The following is a 15,572-nucleotide window of genomic DNA, read 5'->3' as shown; positions in this document are numbered from 1 at the left end:
CGGGCGAAAAGCGCGGAATGTGTAAAGCGCTGAGTTTGTGTTCCAGCGTGCGGTCTGCGCACGTTACGCCAGTTTGAGCTGCGCCAGCAGCATTTGTTCAATCAGTTCGCTGCGGCTGATGTTCTGTTGCTCGGCCAGCGTGTTAAGCGCGTCGACCGCTTCGCTGGACATTTTCAGCTCAACGCGGCGCAGGCCGCGCACCCGGTCGCGCTTCAGCTGGTTGCGCTTATTAATGCGCAGCTGCTCATCGCGCGACAGCGGACTGGTTTTAGGGCGACCGGGACGCCGCTCGTCTGCGAAGAGATCGAGCGTGGTACGATCTGTCTGTTCTTTTGCCATGGTTTGTGAAACTGCGTGGGCGCGAACGGCGGAAAGGCGCTGCGCGATTTATACATTTATCGGCCCGACCGCGGCGAAAAAAGCATCCGCGGCAAATTTTTAGCGCGACATCATACTCCAGCGTCCGGCGTGACGCCAACCCTAAACCGCCCGTAGCAAGCTTTTGCTTTTACAGGTTAAAAAAGCGGCGCACCGCGCGCAGTACGGCATCGGGTTTTTCGGCATGCACCCAGTGGCCGGCACCGCTTATAATGTGCGCCTGCGGGAACTGGCGCAGCAGCGCATCACGGTGCTGATTGTCCAGATAGGGTGAATCACCGCCGCGAATAAACAGCGCCGGATTAGGCCACGCGGGCACCCCTGCCAGCCGGAGAGCACAGGATAATTGTCCCACAACACTGGCACGTTAAAGCGCCATTCGCCTTCATGGAAGCATTTCAGAATGAACTGAATCATGCCTTCTTCGCTTAAGTATTCACGCACATCACGTCGGCCGCAGCGCTGCGGCGCGTGACGCCAGCTGCGCTGACCGCGCGGATTGCCCCGAAGATCTCATCGTGGCGCCGCGTCTGGTAATCCACCGGCGCGATATCGATCAGTACTATTTTGCCAATCCGTTCGGGCGCAACGGCGCTCAGCGCCATGGCAATTTTGCCGCCCATTGAGTGGCCGATAACATCGGCCCGTTCGATGTGGTGCGCATCCAGCGTGTCGACCATATCCTGCGCCAGCGCGGCGTAGTGCATCTCTTCGCTGCGCGGTGACAGGCCGTGATTACGGACATCCACCTGCAGCGTGGGCCGTGCATCGCGCACGCCGCGCGCCAGTACGCCGAGGTTATCCAGGCTACCAAACAGGCCATGAATTAACAGAATGGGCTGGGCATCAGGGGCAGATTGTTCAGTTTGCAGACGGGCGTTCAAAATCATGGCTAAAGTTCTTTCGGTTGAGACTTGGGCTTAGGGTATCATGGATTCACCTGTCCCGGCGCCAGGCGGTCAGGCATTAGGGCATATTCCGACTTTTGCCCGTAAACGATGCCAGCGCTACCGGCTGTCGCGGATTTAACTTTATAATCCTTATGTTAGAGCCCGCTCACATTTTGCACGACCGGATTTTGTTAAGGCCTTTGCAAAGTAGCGTGGTTCTGCCATTTGCCAGAATCGCACGGAAAAAGATGAAAACGATTGAAGTTGACGAAGAACTCTACCGTTATATTGCCAGCCACACGCAGCACATTGGTGAAAGCGCCTCGGACATTTTGCGCCGTATGCTGAAATTCACTGCCGGCCAGAGCGCATCCGCTGCGCCAGCGGCTAATGCGGCGGTGAAAGAAGCACCGGCTGCACGCAGCGAAGCGCGACCTCAGGATCGCGTGCGCGCCGTGCGTGAGCTGCTGCTGTCTGACGAGTATGCGGAGCAGAAGAAGGCGGTTAATCGCTTCATGCTGATCCTGTCAACGCTTTATCGTCTTGATCCGGCAGCCTTTGCTGATGCCACTGCCTCGCTGCAGGGCCGCACCCGCGTCTACTTTGCGGGCGACGAGCACACGCTGCTGCAAAATGGCACCCATACTAAGCCGAAGCACGTGCCCGGCACGCCGTACTGGGTGATCACCAATACCAATACAGGTCGTAAATGCAGCATGGTGGAACACATCATGCTTGCCATGCAATTCCCGCAGGAACTGGCAGAGAAAGTTTGCGGCACCATTTAAACCGAAGCGTCAGGGAGAAGCGCCAATGGCCAATCACCCCCGTGCCGGGCAACCTGCCCAGCAGAGCGATTTGATTAACGTTGCACAATTAACCTCGCAGTACTACGTCCTGAAGCCGGATGCGGCGAACCCGGACCATGCGGTGAAATTTGGCACCTCCGGCCACCGCGGCAGCGCGGGACGTCATAACTTCAACGAAGTACACATTCTGGCGATTGCGCAGGCGATCGCTGAAGAGCGTAAAAAGAATGGCATCACCGGCCCGTGCTACGTAGGTAAAGACACCCATGCGCTGTCTGAGCCGGCGATCCTGTCAGTGCTGGAAGTGCTGGCCGCCAACGGCGTTGATGTTATTGTGCAGCAGGACAACGGCTATACGCCGACGCCGGCTATCTCCAACGCCATTCTGGAGCACAACAAGCGCGGCGGCGTGCAGGCGGACGGTATCGTGATTACCCCGTCGCACAACCCGCCGGAAGACGGTGGCATCAAGTACAATCCGCCAAACGGTGGACCGGCTGACACCAACGTCACCAAAGTGGTGGAAGATCGCGCGAATCAGCTGATCAAAGATGAGCTGAAAGAGGTTAAGCGCCTGGCGCTGGATCAGGCGTGGGCCAGTGGCCACATCGTTGAGCAGGATCAGATCCAGCCGTATGTTGAAGGTCTGGCGCAGGTGATTGACTTCCCGGCGATCCAGAAAGCCGGCCTGAAAATCAGTGTCGATCCGCTCGGCGGTTCCGGCATGGCCTACTGGCAGCGCATTGCTGAGCACTACCAGCTCGATCTGACCATCGTCAATGATGCCATCGATCAGACGTTCCGCTTCATGCATCTGGATAAAGATGGCGTGGTGCGCATGGACTGTTCGTCCGAGTGCGCGATGGCCGGTCTGCTGGCGTATAAAGATAAGTTCGATCTGGCCTTCGGTAACGATCCGGATTACGACCGTCACGGCATCGTCACGCCCGCCGGTCTGATGAACCCGAACCACTATCTGGCGGTAGCGATCAACTACCTGTTCCAGCACCGTCCGCAGTGGGGCAAAGAGGTGGCCGTTGGTAAAACGCTGGTCTCCAGCGCGATGATCGACCGCGTGGTGAACGACATTGGTCGCAAGCTGGTTGAAGTACCGGTCGGCTTCAAGTGGTTCGTGGATGGTCTGTTCGACGGCAGCTTTGGCTTTGGCGGCGAAGAGAGCGCGGGCGCCTCGTTCCTGCGTTTCGACGGCTCCGCCTGGTCAACTGACAAAGACGGCATCATCCTGTGTCTGCTGGCGGCGGAAATTACCGCGGTTACCGGTAAGAACCCGCAGCAGCACTATGATGAGCTGGCCGCGTGTTTTGGTGCGCCAAGCTACAACCGTCTGCAGGCACCTGCCACTTCCGCGCAGAAAGCGGCACTGTCGAAGCTGTCACCTGAAATGGTCAGCTCCGATAAGCTGGCGGGCGACCCGATCACCGCACGTCTGACCGCGGCACCGGGCAACGGCGCCTCGATTGGTGGTCTGAAAGTGATGACTGAAAACGGCTGGTTCGCGGCACGTCCGTCCGGCACCGAAGACGCCTACAAAATCTATTGTGAAAGCTTCCTCGGCGCTGAGCATCGCCAGCAGATCGAGAAAGAAGCGGTAGAAATTGTCAGCGAAGTGCTGAAAAACGCCTGACAGGGCATCATGCATTAAGGCCGCATTTGCGGCCTTTTTTTATGGCATGAAGCGATAGCCTATGCCGGTTTCTGTCAGCAGGTGCGTCGGCTGGGTGGGATTGGCTTCCAGCTTTTGCCGCAGGTGTCCCATATAGATGCGCAGATAATGGCTGTGTTCCACGGCATTAGGCCCCCACACCTGGTTTAGCAACTGGCGCTGGGTCAGCATTTTGCCGGCGTTATTCAGCAGCAGGCTGAGCAGGCGAAATTCGGTCGGCGTCAGATGTACCTCTTCACCGCTGCGCAACACGTGCCGCGCGGCGAGATCAACGCTCACTTCGCCAAATTGCACCAGCGGTTCCGGCTGGCTGCGCTGATGACGACGCAGCGCCACGCGCACGCGCGCCAGCAGTTCGCCGATGCCAAACGGCTTGGTGAGATAGTCGTCAGCGCCGGCATCCAGCGCCTCTATTTTATCCTGCTCATCGCTGCGCGCCGACAGCACAATCACCGGCATGCTGCTCCACTGCCGCACTTCGCGGATGAAGGCATTGCCATCGCCGTCCGGTAAACCGAGATCGAGAATCACCAAATCCGGTTTGCGCGTAGCCGCTTCAATCAGGCCGCGCTGCAGCTGCTCCGCTTCGACAATCTTCAGGCCTTCGCTCTCCAGCGCTAGGCGCACGAAACGGCGAATCTCCTTTTCATCTTCGACAATCAAGATGGTCGTCACGCTGACTCCTGCGGCAAATAAGGTTAACGCGTTACTTTAACAATAAACCGCGACGGCGTCCGTCACGATCTCAGTAACTCGCCATGATCCGAAATTTTACAAAAATGTAACTTCCTTTCATCCCGGCCAGGAAATGACTGAAAAAAGATCAAAATAGTGGTCGGATGAGTAGTAAAATTACACAACCAGGCGTAATATCTGAGGCAGATCACATTTCAAAGCAAAATTTACCACGAGGAGGCATTGATGTATCAGGCATATCCACTCGCACAAAATTGTGCTGCGCCGTGTGCTGGTGGTATTGATTGGCGTACTGGCGCTGCCAGTGATGCTGTTCCGCCAGGATCGCGCGCGCTTCTACAGTTATCTGCACCGCATGTGGTGCAAAACCAGCACCAAACCGGTCTGGCTGGCGCAATCGGAAGCGGCAGGCGGTATCTACTGGTAACGCCCGGCTTTGCGTTGATAACCCGGTGACCTCGCTCGAGGCACCGGGTTTTTTTATCTTAAAGTTGTGCGACAAACGCATTGTCCCGCTGTTATCTCGCGGCATTTCAGCTACACTTAAACCTCTACAAGATTTTGGGGGTTGTACAAGTATGAGCGAGAAAATTCCTGTAGGTATCAGTGCCTGCCTGCTCGGGGATAGCGTCCGATTCGATGGCGGCCACAAGCGTTTTGCCTTTGCAACTGACGAGCTCGCGCCATTTGTGCGCTTCGAACCTGTCTGCCCGGAAATGGCCATCGGTCTGCCGACGCCGCGCCCGGCGCTGCGGCTGGTCAAACAGAGCGACGATCAGATCCACCTGTGTTTCAGTAAAGACGGCGGGGAAGAGCTGACCGACGAAATGGCCTGCTGGTCTGCTGAGCGCGTTAAATCGCTGCAACATCTGTGCGGCTACATCCTGTGTGCCAAATCGCCGAGCTGCGGACTGGAGCGCGTGCGCGTCTACGAGCCTGACACTAACAACAATCGCAAAGCCGGCACCGGCGTGTTCACCTCGTTCCTGCAGAAAGACCTGCCGTGGTTGCCGCTGGAAGAGCATGGACGTCTGCACGATGATGCTATCCGCGAAAACTTCATGGGGCGCGTCTATGCGCTGCATGAGTTCAACGAAATGTGGCGCAGCGGACTGACACGCCACAAGCTGATTGCCTTCCACAGTCGCTACAAACTACTGCTGCTGTCGCATGCGCAGGATGAGTACCGCGAGATGGGGCGGTTTGTCGCGGCGATGGAACAGTGGGAGTCACTGGATGCGTACGCCTTCGAATACCGTAACCGTCTGATGCACCTGATGTCGCACCAGGCGTCGCGTCGTAATCACACCAATGTGCTGATGCACGTACAGGGGTATTTCCGGCCGAAGCTGAGTTCACCGCAGCGTGAGAAGCTGGCGCAGCTGATTGATCGCTACCGTCGCGGTCTGCAGCCGTTGCTGGCCCCCATCACCATGCTGAAACATTACATGGCAGAGTTCCCGCACTCGTGGCTGGCGCAGCAGCGTTATTTCGATCCCTACCCGGAAGCGCTGCGTCTGCGCTACGGCCAGTAAACACGGAGCGTTATGAGCACTCACTTAGTTTGGCTGCGTAACGATTTGCGCATTAATGATAACAGCGCACTGGCCGCGGCCTGCCGCGAGAGTCAGGCCGAGGTGCTGGCGCTGTTCATCGCCACACCCGGCCAGTGGCAGCAACACAGCATGGCCCCCAAACAGGCGGCTTTTATCCACCAAAACCTGTGTTTGCTGCAGCAGTCTCTGGCAGAACGCGGTATTAAGTTGCACTTTCATCAGTGCGATGACTTCGCCGCGTCGGTCGACTATCTGGCGACCTTCTGCCAGCAGCACAAGGTGGATGCGCTGTTTTACAACTATCAGTATGAAATCAATGAGCGCCAGCGCGATGCCGCCGTCGAGAAGCAGCTCGATCAGCAGAGCGTGGTGTGCCAGGGATTCGATGACAGCCTGCTGTTACCGCCGGGCAGCGTACAGACCGGCAGCAACAGCATGTTCAAAGTGTTCACGCCGTTCAGCAAAGCGTTTATCCGGCGTTTGCAACAGGGTCTGCCTGAGTGCCATCACGCACCGAAAGCGCGCGCTAGGGCGCCCGTTGCCGCCGGTAAAAAAATTGCGGCATTCGATTATCCTCTGGAAGAATTCGACGAAACTTGGTTTCCCGCCGGAGAAGAGGCGGCGCTGAAGCAGCTGCGCCAGTTTGTACAGCAGCGGGTGGAAAAATATGACCAGCAGCGCGACATACCTGCGATTGACGGCACCAGCCGCCTGTCGCCGTATCTGGCGATTGGTGTGCTGTCGCCGCGTCAGTGCCTGCATCGCATTCTGAAGGAGCATCCGCAGGCGCTGAACAACGGCAGCGCGCTGGTGTGGCTGAATGAACTGGTCTGGCGCGAATTTTATCGTCACCTGATGGTGACCTTTCCGGCGCTGTGTAAGCATCAGCCGTTTGTCGACTGGACGCGCAACGTCAGCTGGCAACAGAATGAGCAATACCTTACCGCCTGGCAGCAGGGTAAAACCGGTTATCCGATTGTTGACGCAGCGATGCGCCAGCTCAATACGCTGGGCTGGATGCACAACCGGTTACGCATGATCACCGCCAGCTTTCTGGTGAAAGATCTGCTGATTGACTGGCGCGAGGGCGAACGTTATTTCATGCAGCAGCTGATTGACGGCGATCTGGCGGCTAACAACGGTGGCTGGCAGTGGGCCGCGTCTACCGGCACCGGCACCGACGCCGCGCCTTACTTCCGCATCTTCAACCCGACGACCCAGGGCGAGCGCTTTGATAAACAGGGCGAGTTTATCCGCCGGTGGCTGCCGGAGCTGCAAGACGTGCCGGACAGCGCCATTCATCAGCCGCACGCCTGGGCGGAGAAAAATAACAAGAAACTCGATTATCCGGCGCCAATCGTGGAACATAAGGCGGCACGTAAAAAGACATTAGACGCCTTCGAGCGCGCGCGCAGCGCAGCCTGAGGCGGTCACGGAGCCGTTATGAACAATTTCGAGTTAGAACAGATCGTCAATCAGCAACTCAACACCAGTGCCTTCAGCGACTATGCGCCCAACGGTTTGCAGGTTGAGGGGCGTGAGCAGGTGCGCCGCGTAATTACCGGCGTGACGGCCTGTCAGGCGCTGCTGGATGAAGCGGTAAAACGCCACGCCGATGCGATACTGGTGCATCATGGCTACTTCTGGAAGAGCGAAGCGCCGGTGATTAAAGGGATGAAACGCCAGCGTCTGCGCACGCTGCTGGCCAATGACATCAACCTGTACGGCTGGCACCTGCCGCTCGATGCTCACCCACAGTTGGGCAACAACGCCCAGCTGGCCACGCTGTTTGATATCGACGTAAAAGGTGAAATTCAGCCGCTGGTGCCCTGGGGCGAGCTGGCTGAGCCGCTAAGCGGTCCGGCGCTGGCGGAAAAGATCGCGGCGCGCCTTGGACGCCAGCCGCTGCACTGCGGTGATAACGCCCCGGCGCTGATTCGCCGGGTGGCGTGGTGCAGCGGCGGCGGCTAGGGCTTTATCGATGCGGCCGCTGCTTTTGGCGTCGACGCTTTTATCAGCGGTGAAGTTTCTGAGCAGACCATCCACAGCGCCCGTGAACAGGGGCTGCATTTCTTTGCTGCCGGCCATCACGCCACCGAACGCGGCGGCATCAGGGCGCTCGGCGAGTGGCTCGCCAGCCAGCATGGTCTGGATGTGACCTTTATCGATATCGACAACCCCGCCTGACTGTCTCGCTTATGCGCCCGGAAAACACGTGCCGGGCGCAAATCTGTTGACACATCTCCTTCACTTTCGCATAACTTATTGACTTTTCGCATAAGCGAATGCCCTCAGGCGCGCCGTCACTGCGGTCACGGCGCGTTTTATTAATGACCGGGAGGTGAGTTTTGCAACGAGCACGTTGTTATCTGCTGGGTGAGCGGGCGGTGGTACTGGAGCTGGAACCGCCGGTTTCGCTCGTCAGCCAGCAGCGCATCTGGGGATTGTGCCAGCGGCTGCAGCAGAATGAGCAGATCGCGGAAGTGATTCCGGGCATGAATAACCTGACGCTGCTGCTGCGCGATCCGCAGCTGAAAGCGCTGGATGCTATCGAGCGTTTGCAGCGCTGGTGGGAAGAGAGCGAGGTGCTGCTGGCCGAGCCGCGTTAGGTTGAAATTCCGGTGGTGTATGGCGGCGCGGGCGGACCGGATCTGGCGGAGGTCGCCCGTGCGGCGGATCTGACCTCGTAACAGGTGGTGGAGCTGCACAGCAGCGCGAATTACGTGGTCTATTTCATTGGCTTTCAGCCGGGTTTCCCTTATCTCGGCGGGCTTGATGAGCGGCTGCACACGCCGCGTCGCGCCGAGCCCCGGCTGGTGGTGCCTAGCGGTTCGGTGGGCATTGGCGGCAGCCAGACCGGCATCTATCCGCTGGCCGCGCCCGGTGGCTGGCAGCTGATTGGTCACACGCCGCTCAGCCTGTTCGATCCACAACAGCAGCCGCCGACGCTGTTGCGTCCCGGCGACAGCGTCCGCTTCGTGCCACAACGGGAGGGTGTATGTTAAACATTTTGCGTGCCGGATTAATGACCTCGGTGCAGGATCGCGGCCGCCACGGCTGGCGGCAATACGGTATCAGCCTGAGCGGTGCACTGGATGAGCCTTCAATGCGCACGGCCAATATTGCTGGTCGGCAACGCGGAAAACAGCGCGGTGCTGGAAATTGTGTTCGGCCATTTCAAAGCGGAGTTTCGTCGCGACGGCTGGTTTGCGCTGACTGGTGCCAGCTGCAGCGCCGAACTAGATGGCCAGCCGGTGTGGACCGGCTGGCGTCTGCCGGTGAAAAAAGGTCAGGTGCTGAGTCTGTCCATGCCTACGCGCGGTATGCGCAGCTATCTCGCGGTGAACGGCGGTTTTGCCATCGACGCCATGCTGGGCTCACACAGCACCGATCTTAAAGCGGCCTTTGGCGGCTGGCAGGGGCGTAAACTGCAGGATGGCGATCAGCTGCCGCTGGGCAAGCCGACGCGCCGCTTCAGCCATCAGGCTGGCGTACGGCAGCTGCTGTGGGGCAACCGCATCCGCGCACTGCCGGGACCGGAATACAACGAATTTACCCACGACGCGCAGGACGCATTCTGGCGTAACCCGTGGCAGCTCAGCCCGCAAAGTAACCGCATGGGCTATCGGCTGCAGGGCAGTCCGCTTCAGCGCAGTGTCGCACGTGAACTGCTGTCGCACGGCCTGGTGCCGGGTGTTGTGCAGGTGCCGCCGAACGGTCAGCCGATTGTGCTGATGGCCGATGCGCAAACCACCGGCGGCTATCCGCGTATCGCCTGCGTCATCGAAGCCGATCTCTATCAGCTGGCGCAGATTCGTCTGGGAGAACCGATTCACTTCGTCCGCTGCACGCTGGAGGAGGCGCTGCTGGCCAAACAGCAGCAGCAACGTTCGCTTGATCAGATAGCCTAGGGGCTTGCTCATGAAGATCGATCTTAACGCCGACCTCGGTGAAGGCAGTGCCAGCGATCGGGCCCTGCTGGAGCTGGTGAGCTCGGCCAACATCGCCTGCGGCTTCCATGTCGGCGATGCCGAAACCATACTACAGTCGGTGCGCTGGGCCAGCGCCAACGGCGTGGCGATTGGTGCGCATCCGAGCTTTCCCGACCGGGAAAATTTTGGCCGGACCGCCATGCAGCTGCCGCCGGAAACCGTGTACGCGCAGGTGATCTACCAGATTGGTGCCCTGAAAAGCCTCGCCGAAAGTGAAGGGGCGAAGCTGGTGCACGTGAAGCCGCACGGCATGCTGTATAACCAGGCGGCGGCAGATGCAGCGCTGGCGGATGCGATTGCGCGCGCGGTGAAAGCCGTCGATCCGGCGCTGATTCTGGTTGGCTTGGCGGGCAGCGCCTCAATTGCCGCCGCCGCGCATCATGGCCTGCGCACGCGCGAAGAAGTGTTTGCCGACCGCGGCTATCTGGCCAGTGGCGCGCTGGTGCCGCGCAGCCAGCCGGGGGCATTAATCGAAGAAGCTGAGCAGGCGCTGGCGCAGACGCTCACCATGGTGCAGCAGCGTCAGGTGCGCAGCGTCAGCGGCGAATGGGTGGCGGTGAATGCACAGACGGTCTGTCTGCACGGCGATGGCGCCCATGCGCTGGAATTCGCCCGCACGCTGCGCGCCGCTTTTGCGACAAATCAGATTGCTGTCACCAGCGCCTGATCATTGACTGTTAGTCCGGCCTGTTGCCGGGCTTTTTAATTCTGACGAGGGGAAAACATGGATAACGTGGTCAATCTCTGGCCGTTACTCGGCATTGCCGCGATTGTGCTCGGCTTTGTGCTGTGCTTCAACCCGGTGCTGGTGGTGATTGTTGCCGGTTTTGTCACCGGGCTGGCGGCGCATATGCCGCTCGCGATATTCTGGAGAAGCTGGGTTCCGGCTTTCTCAACACCCGTAATCTGCCGCTGATCCTGCTGTTACCGCTGGCGGTCATCGGATTGCTGGAGCGCCACGGTTTGAAAGAGCGTGCGCAGACGTGGATCGCCCGAATCAAAACCGCCACCGCCGGCCGTTTACTGATCGTCTATCTGTTCGTGCGTGAGCTGACTGCGGCGCTGGGGCTGACCAGCCTGGGCGGGCATCCGCAGATGGTGCGTCCGCTGCTGGCGCCGATGGCCGAAGGCGCCACTGAAAACCGTTACGGCACCGTATCACCGGATATTCGTCAGCGGCTGCGCGCCATGTCGGCGGCCACTGATAACGTCGGGCTGTTCTTCGGTGAAGATATTTTCGTGGCCTTCGGCGCGATCATTTTCATGCACAACTTTATGCAGGAGTCGGCGGGCATCAGCACCGAACCGTTGCACATCGCGCTGTGGGGCATCCCGACGGCGCTGTGTGCGTTCCTGATTCATGCAGCGCGGCTGGTGCGGCTCGACCGTCAGCTGTCGCGTGAGCTGGGCGCGCTCAACCAGCAGGCGCTGCGTGCAAAAGGAGGCGAGTGATGTTTCAGCAACAGTATCTGATGTGGCTGGCCGGGGCGATCCTGCTGATTGTCGCGCTGCTGTCATGGCGCGATAGCGCCAACCCGCGCCGTTTTACCACCGGTTTATTCTGGGCGCTGTACGGTCTGATTTTCCTGATTGGTGACGGTGCTTATCAACTGATGGGGCAGTGGGCCGGTGATGCGGATCTGGGACGTCGCTGGTTACATATTGCCGTGGGCGCGGCGGTGGTGGGTCATGGCGCTGCTGACCATGGTGATGGGCAATGCATTTGCGGCGTTCCCGATTGTTACCGCAGGCATCGGTATTCCGATTCTGGTGCTGCAGCACGGCGGCAATCCGGCGGTGATGGCGGCGATCGGCATGTTCTGCGGGTACTGCGGCACGCTGATGACACCTATGGCCGCCAACTTCAATATTGTTCCGGCACGTTTACTGGAGCTGCCGGACCGTAACGCGGTGATCAAGGCTCAGGTGCCAACCGGTGTGCTACTGTTATTGGTAAATATTTTCCTGCTTTATTTCCTGATGTTCCTGTGAGGTTGCGATGAAAACGGTGTTAATGACGGCGTTCGAGCCGTTTGGCGGCGAGCGCATTAATCCGTCGTGGGAAGCGGTGCGCAGCTTTGATGGTCGGGAGTTCGGCGGCGCGCGGATTGTGGTGCGCCAGCTACCGGTGGTATTCGCCCGCTGCGGCTAGGTGCTGACCGCAGCGCTGGAAGAGCTGCAGCCGCACCGCGTGCTGTGCGTCGGCCAGGCTGGCGGGCGCAGCGATATCAGCGTAGAGCGCGTGGCGATTAATGTTAACGATGCGCGCATTCCGGATAACGACCAGCATCAGCCGGTCGACCAGCAGATTGTCGCCGGGGGACCGGCGGCCTATTTTTCCTCGCTGCCGATCAAAGCGATGGTCGCGGCACTGCGCGAAGTGGGGATTCCGGCTTCGGTGTCGCAAACCGCCGGGACGTTTACCTGCAATAATGTCATGTATCACCTGCTGCACTGGCTGCAGACCACAGGCAGCGCAGCACGCGGAGGTTTTGTGCATATTCCTTATATGCCGCAGCAGGCGGCGCAGCATCTTGGCGCACCGAGTATGTCGACCGCCAGTGTGATTCAGGCGCTGGAAACGTCGCTGCAGGTGATTCTCAGCACAGAGAAAGACATTCGCGAAGTGGGCGGCGCAACCCATTAATCAGGAGCGGTTATGCCAGAGGGACCGGAGATCCGTCGCGCGGCGGATCAACTCGCAGCGGCAATGGTGGGCAAGCCTCTGACCGAGGTATGGTTTGCTTTTCCGGCGCTGAAAACCTACGAACCGGCGCTGATGGGTGAAACCATCGACGCCTTTGAAACGCGCGGCAAGGCACTGCTGACGCACTTCTCCAACGGGCTGACACTGTACAGCCATAATCAGCTGTACGGCGTGTGGCGCGTGGTGCCGAGCGGTACTGAGCCCAATACTTCGCGCCAGCTGCGCATGCGGCTGGGTAATGCCGACCGGGCAATTTTACTGTATAGCGCTTCGGATATTGAGCTGCTGAACGCAGATACGCTTGGCGCGCATCCGTTTTTGCAACGCGTCGGACCGGACGTGCTGGACGCCACGCTGACGGTGGATAAGGTGCGCGAGCGGCTGCTGTCGCCGCGTTTTCGTCGGCGCCAGTTCAGCGGTTTGCTGCTGGATCAGGCATTTCTCGCCGGGCTGGGCAACTATCTGCGCGTCGAGATTTTGTGGCACGCCGGTTTGCTGGCGCAGCATTGTGCACAGGATTTGAGCGACCAGCAGCTGGATGCGTTGAGCCACGCCATGCTGGCGGTGCCGCGTTTGTCCTATCAGATGCGTGGCAGCATGAAGAAGTATCACGAAGAGGCGGCGTTTCGTTTCGAGGTGTTTCACCGCAAGGGCAAAAAGTGCCGGCGCTGCGGTACCGTCATTGAGAAGGGCGTACTGTCATCACGACCGTTTTACTGGTGTCCGGGCTGTCAGCATTGAGTTTTGGTAATCAATAGAAGAGGCGCGGGACCTGCTGCATCTGCTGCTGCCGGGTAGTCCTCGCGCCGCTGCGCGGTGCCCTCGGCGTTCACAGCCCGCCTGGCGGACCGTAAAAGCCTCAGCGCTGCGGATAGCCCGTTGCATCAGCAGAAGCAGCATGTCCTGCCATCCCCGCATCGTCTTCCGGCAAACTGCACCAGAGCTAATGCACTGACTGGCTCAGCCAGGCAGGGCTCTGCACGATACTGCATGTACTTCTGTGGGATGCTAAAAAAGAAAAGGGCGGGATAACCCGCCCTTATTGTTATTTTTTCAGCGCCGAGCTGAATTCGCGCTCGGTGTAACCGGTGTAGAGCTGACGTGGACGGGCAATCTTCATGCCTTCGTCGTGCATCTCTTTCCAATGCGCAATCCAGCCAACGGTACGCGCCATCGCGAAGATCACGGTAAACATTGATGACGGAATGCCCATCGCTTTCAGAATTATGCCGGAATAGAAATCGACGTTCGGATAGAGTTTGCGCTCGATAAAGTACGGGTCGTTCAGCGCGATGTGCTCCAGCTCCATCGCCACTTCCAGCAGGTCGTCCTTCATGCCCAGCTCGTTCAGCACTTCATGACAGGTTTCACGCATCACAGTCGCGCGCGGGTCATAGTTCTTATAAACACGGTGACCGAAGCCCATCAGACGGAACGAATCGTTCTTATCTTTGGCACGACGCACGAATTCCGGGATGTGATCCACGGTGCTGATCTCTTCCAGCATACGCAGCGTGGCTTCGTTTGCACCACCGTGCGCAGGTCCCCACAGCGAGGCGATACCGGCGGCGATACAGGCAAACGGGTTCGCACCGGAAGAACCGGCGGTACGCACGGTAGAGGTTGATGCGTTCTGTTCGTGGTCAGCGTGCAGGATCAGGATACGGTCCATGGCGCGTTCCAGCACCGGGTTCACTTTGTACTCTTCACACGGCGTAGCAAACATCATGTGCAGGAAGTTACCGGCATAGGAGAGGTCGTTACGCGGATACACAAACGGCTGGCCGATGGAGTATTTGTAACACATCGCGGCCATGGTCGGCATTTTTGACAGCAGGCGGAAGGCGGCGATTTCACGGTGACGTTCAATATTCACGTCTAATGAATCGTGATAGAAGGCAGCCAGCGCGCCGGTCACGCCGCACATCACCGCCATGGGGTGTGAATCACGACGGAAGCCGTGGAACAGGCGGGTGATCTGCTCGTGAATCATGGTGTGACGGGTTACGGTGGTGCGGAACTCGTCGTACTGCGCCTGAGTTGGGACTTCGCCGTTCAGCAGGATGTAGCACACTTCCAGATAGTTTGAGTGGGTAGCCAGCTGATCGATAGGGAAACCGCGATGTAACAAAATGCCTTCATCACCATCAATAAAGGTAATTTTTGATTCGCAGGACGCCGTAGAGGTAAAACCGGGGTCGAAGGTGAACAGGCCTTTTGAGCCAAGGGCGCGAACATCAACAACATCCTGTCCCAGCGTGCCTTGCATTACATCCAGTTCCACGGAGTTGTTATCTTGTAGGGTTAGCGTCACTTTTTTATCTGTCATTTTTCGTCTCCATAGCGCCTTAGTAGGTAAGGATCTTAGACACCAGAACAGTCATCATGTTACGTTTACCCGCCGTATTTTCGGGCCGCCGCTACACTGGCTGCGCGCGCGCAGTGCGGTCATTTACTTCAGTAAACTCCCATCATTTGCACGCTTACTGCCTTGTTGCAACCCGCACGACTTAGGCTAAAACAGAATCTTCACAGCATCACTCAGCGGTAACGTTCATGCTGCAAGGTTACGGAGCGAAATGTGTAAAGCCAATCGGTGGTGTCCGGGCATGACGCGCTGCACATCGTGGATGTTAAAGATCCTGTCACGACATAACTTCTTGGTAACCAATAACCTGACGGTTTGTGTTGCTCGTAAAGGCAATGTTACATAACTTGAGCTTAGGGGAAAGTGTATCCCCATAACTTTTATGCATCATAGGGTTTTAGTGCGTTCGTTTGTAACTGAAATGTTGATCTATTGTCAAATCAGATAATTAAAAATGTATAAATTGTGAAATACGTGAGGCGGATCACTGTT

9 protein-coding genes and 8 pseudogenes are annotated in these 15,572 nt (G+C 58.3%); 13 read left to right on the top strand and 4 right to left on the bottom strand.

Features of this window, described 5'->3' with window-relative positions; all coding sequences use genetic code 11:
* Positions 1-63 precede the first annotated feature (63 nt).
* The gene (gene ybfE / locus AC6I8M_RS10270) at positions 64-339 is read right to left on the bottom strand and encodes a LexA regulated protein (protein WP_010616122.1); all 276 of its coding nucleotides are present in this window, start codon (positions 337-339) and stop codon (positions 64-66) included.
* A gap of 169 nt (positions 340-508) precedes the next feature.
* Positions 509-1,268: pseudogene (gene ybfF, locus AC6I8M_RS10265) on the bottom strand (esterase).
* A 248-nt stretch (positions 1,269-1,516) separates the two neighbouring features.
* On the opposite strand from ybfF, the gene seqA reads away from it, so the two are divergent.
* Together seqA and pgm are read left to right on the top strand one after the other, a co-directional pair.
* A complete protein-coding gene (gene seqA, locus AC6I8M_RS10260) occupies positions 1,517-2,056 on the top strand; it encodes a replication initiation negative regulator SeqA (RefSeq protein ID WP_010616121.1) in 540 nt (179 codons plus the stop codon).
* A 25-nt stretch (positions 2,057-2,081) separates the two neighbouring features.
* A complete protein-coding gene (pgm, locus tag AC6I8M_RS10255) occupies positions 2,082-3,722 on the top strand; it encodes a phosphoglucomutase (alpha-D-glucose-1,6-bisphosphate-dependent) (protein WP_010616120.1) in 1,641 nt (546 codons plus the stop codon).
* Between the two features lie 39 nt (positions 3,723-3,761).
* On the opposite strand, the gene kdpE is transcribed toward pgm, so the two are convergent.
* A complete protein-coding gene (gene kdpE, locus AC6I8M_RS10250; RefSeq protein ID WP_010616119.1) occupies positions 3,762-4,436 on the bottom strand; it encodes a two-component system response regulator KdpE in 675 nt (224 codons plus the stop codon).
* Between the two features lie 246 nt (positions 4,437-4,682).
* Here kdpE and AC6I8M_RS10245 point away from each other — a divergent pair.
* From AC6I8M_RS10245 to nei, 11 genes and pseudogenes are all read left to right on the top strand, one after another.
* Positions 4,683-4,884: pseudogene (locus tag AC6I8M_RS10245) on the top strand (YbfA family protein).
* A gap of 151 nt (positions 4,885-5,035) precedes the next feature.
* A complete protein-coding gene (locus tag AC6I8M_RS10240; RefSeq protein WP_010616117.1) occupies positions 5,036-5,992 on the top strand; it encodes a YbgA family protein in 957 nt (318 codons plus the stop codon).
* A 12-nt stretch (positions 5,993-6,004) separates the two neighbouring features.
* Positions 6,005-7,438 (top strand): deoxyribodipyrimidine photo-lyase, encoded by a 1,434-nt coding sequence (gene phrB / locus AC6I8M_RS10235; protein WP_010616116.1) that lies wholly within the window; start codon positions 6,005-6,007, stop codon positions 7,436-7,438.
* A gap of 18 nt (positions 7,439-7,456) precedes the next feature.
* Positions 7,457-8,200: pseudogene (locus AC6I8M_RS10230) on the top strand (type 2 GTP cyclohydrolase I).
* 161 nt (positions 8,201-8,361) lie between these two features.
* A pseudogene (gene pxpB / locus AC6I8M_RS10225) lies at positions 8,362-9,018 on the top strand (5-oxoprolinase subunit PxpB).
* Positions 9,012-9,924: pseudogene (pxpC, locus tag AC6I8M_RS10220) on the top strand (5-oxoprolinase subunit PxpC). The pseudogenes pxpB and pxpC overlap by 7 nt, the downstream one beginning before the upstream one ends.
* Positions 9,925-9,934: 10 nt before the next feature.
* Positions 9,935-10,672: a 5-oxoprolinase subunit PxpA gene (pxpA, locus tag AC6I8M_RS10215; RefSeq protein ID WP_010616111.1), complete on the top strand. Its 738-nt coding sequence runs from the start codon at positions 9,935-9,937 to the stop codon at positions 10,670-10,672.
* Positions 10,673-10,729: 57 nt separating this feature from the next.
* Positions 10,730-11,457 (top strand): annotated as a pseudogene (locus tag AC6I8M_RS10210) (DUF969 domain-containing protein).
* Positions 11,454-11,997 (top strand): annotated as a pseudogene (locus tag AC6I8M_RS10205) (5-oxoproline transporter, DUF979 family subunit). The pseudogenes AC6I8M_RS10210 and AC6I8M_RS10205 overlap by 4 nt, the downstream one beginning before the upstream one ends.
* Before the next feature lie 7 nt (positions 11,998-12,004).
* Positions 12,005-12,652: pseudogene (gene pcp, locus AC6I8M_RS10200) on the top strand (pyroglutamyl-peptidase I).
* A 12-nt stretch (positions 12,653-12,664) separates the two neighbouring features.
* The gene (nei, locus tag AC6I8M_RS10195; protein ID WP_498013779.1) at positions 12,665-13,453 is read left to right on the top strand and encodes an endonuclease VIII; all 789 of its coding nucleotides are present in this window, start codon (positions 12,665-12,667) and stop codon (positions 13,451-13,453) included.
* Positions 13,454-13,757: 304 nt separating this feature from the next.
* Here the strand turns inward: nei and AC6I8M_RS10190 are convergent, their stop codons facing one another.
* Positions 13,758-15,041, bottom strand: a complete 1,284-nt coding sequence (locus AC6I8M_RS10190) for a citrate synthase (RefSeq protein WP_010615987.1) — start codon at positions 15,039-15,041, stop codon at positions 13,758-13,760.
* Positions 15,042-15,572: the final 531 nt, after the last annotated feature.

The organism is Type-A symbiont of Plautia stali (assembly GCF_059731155.1).
Note: the sequence above shows the minus strand (reverse complement) of the source record. Positions and strands in the feature narration are given on the sequence as shown.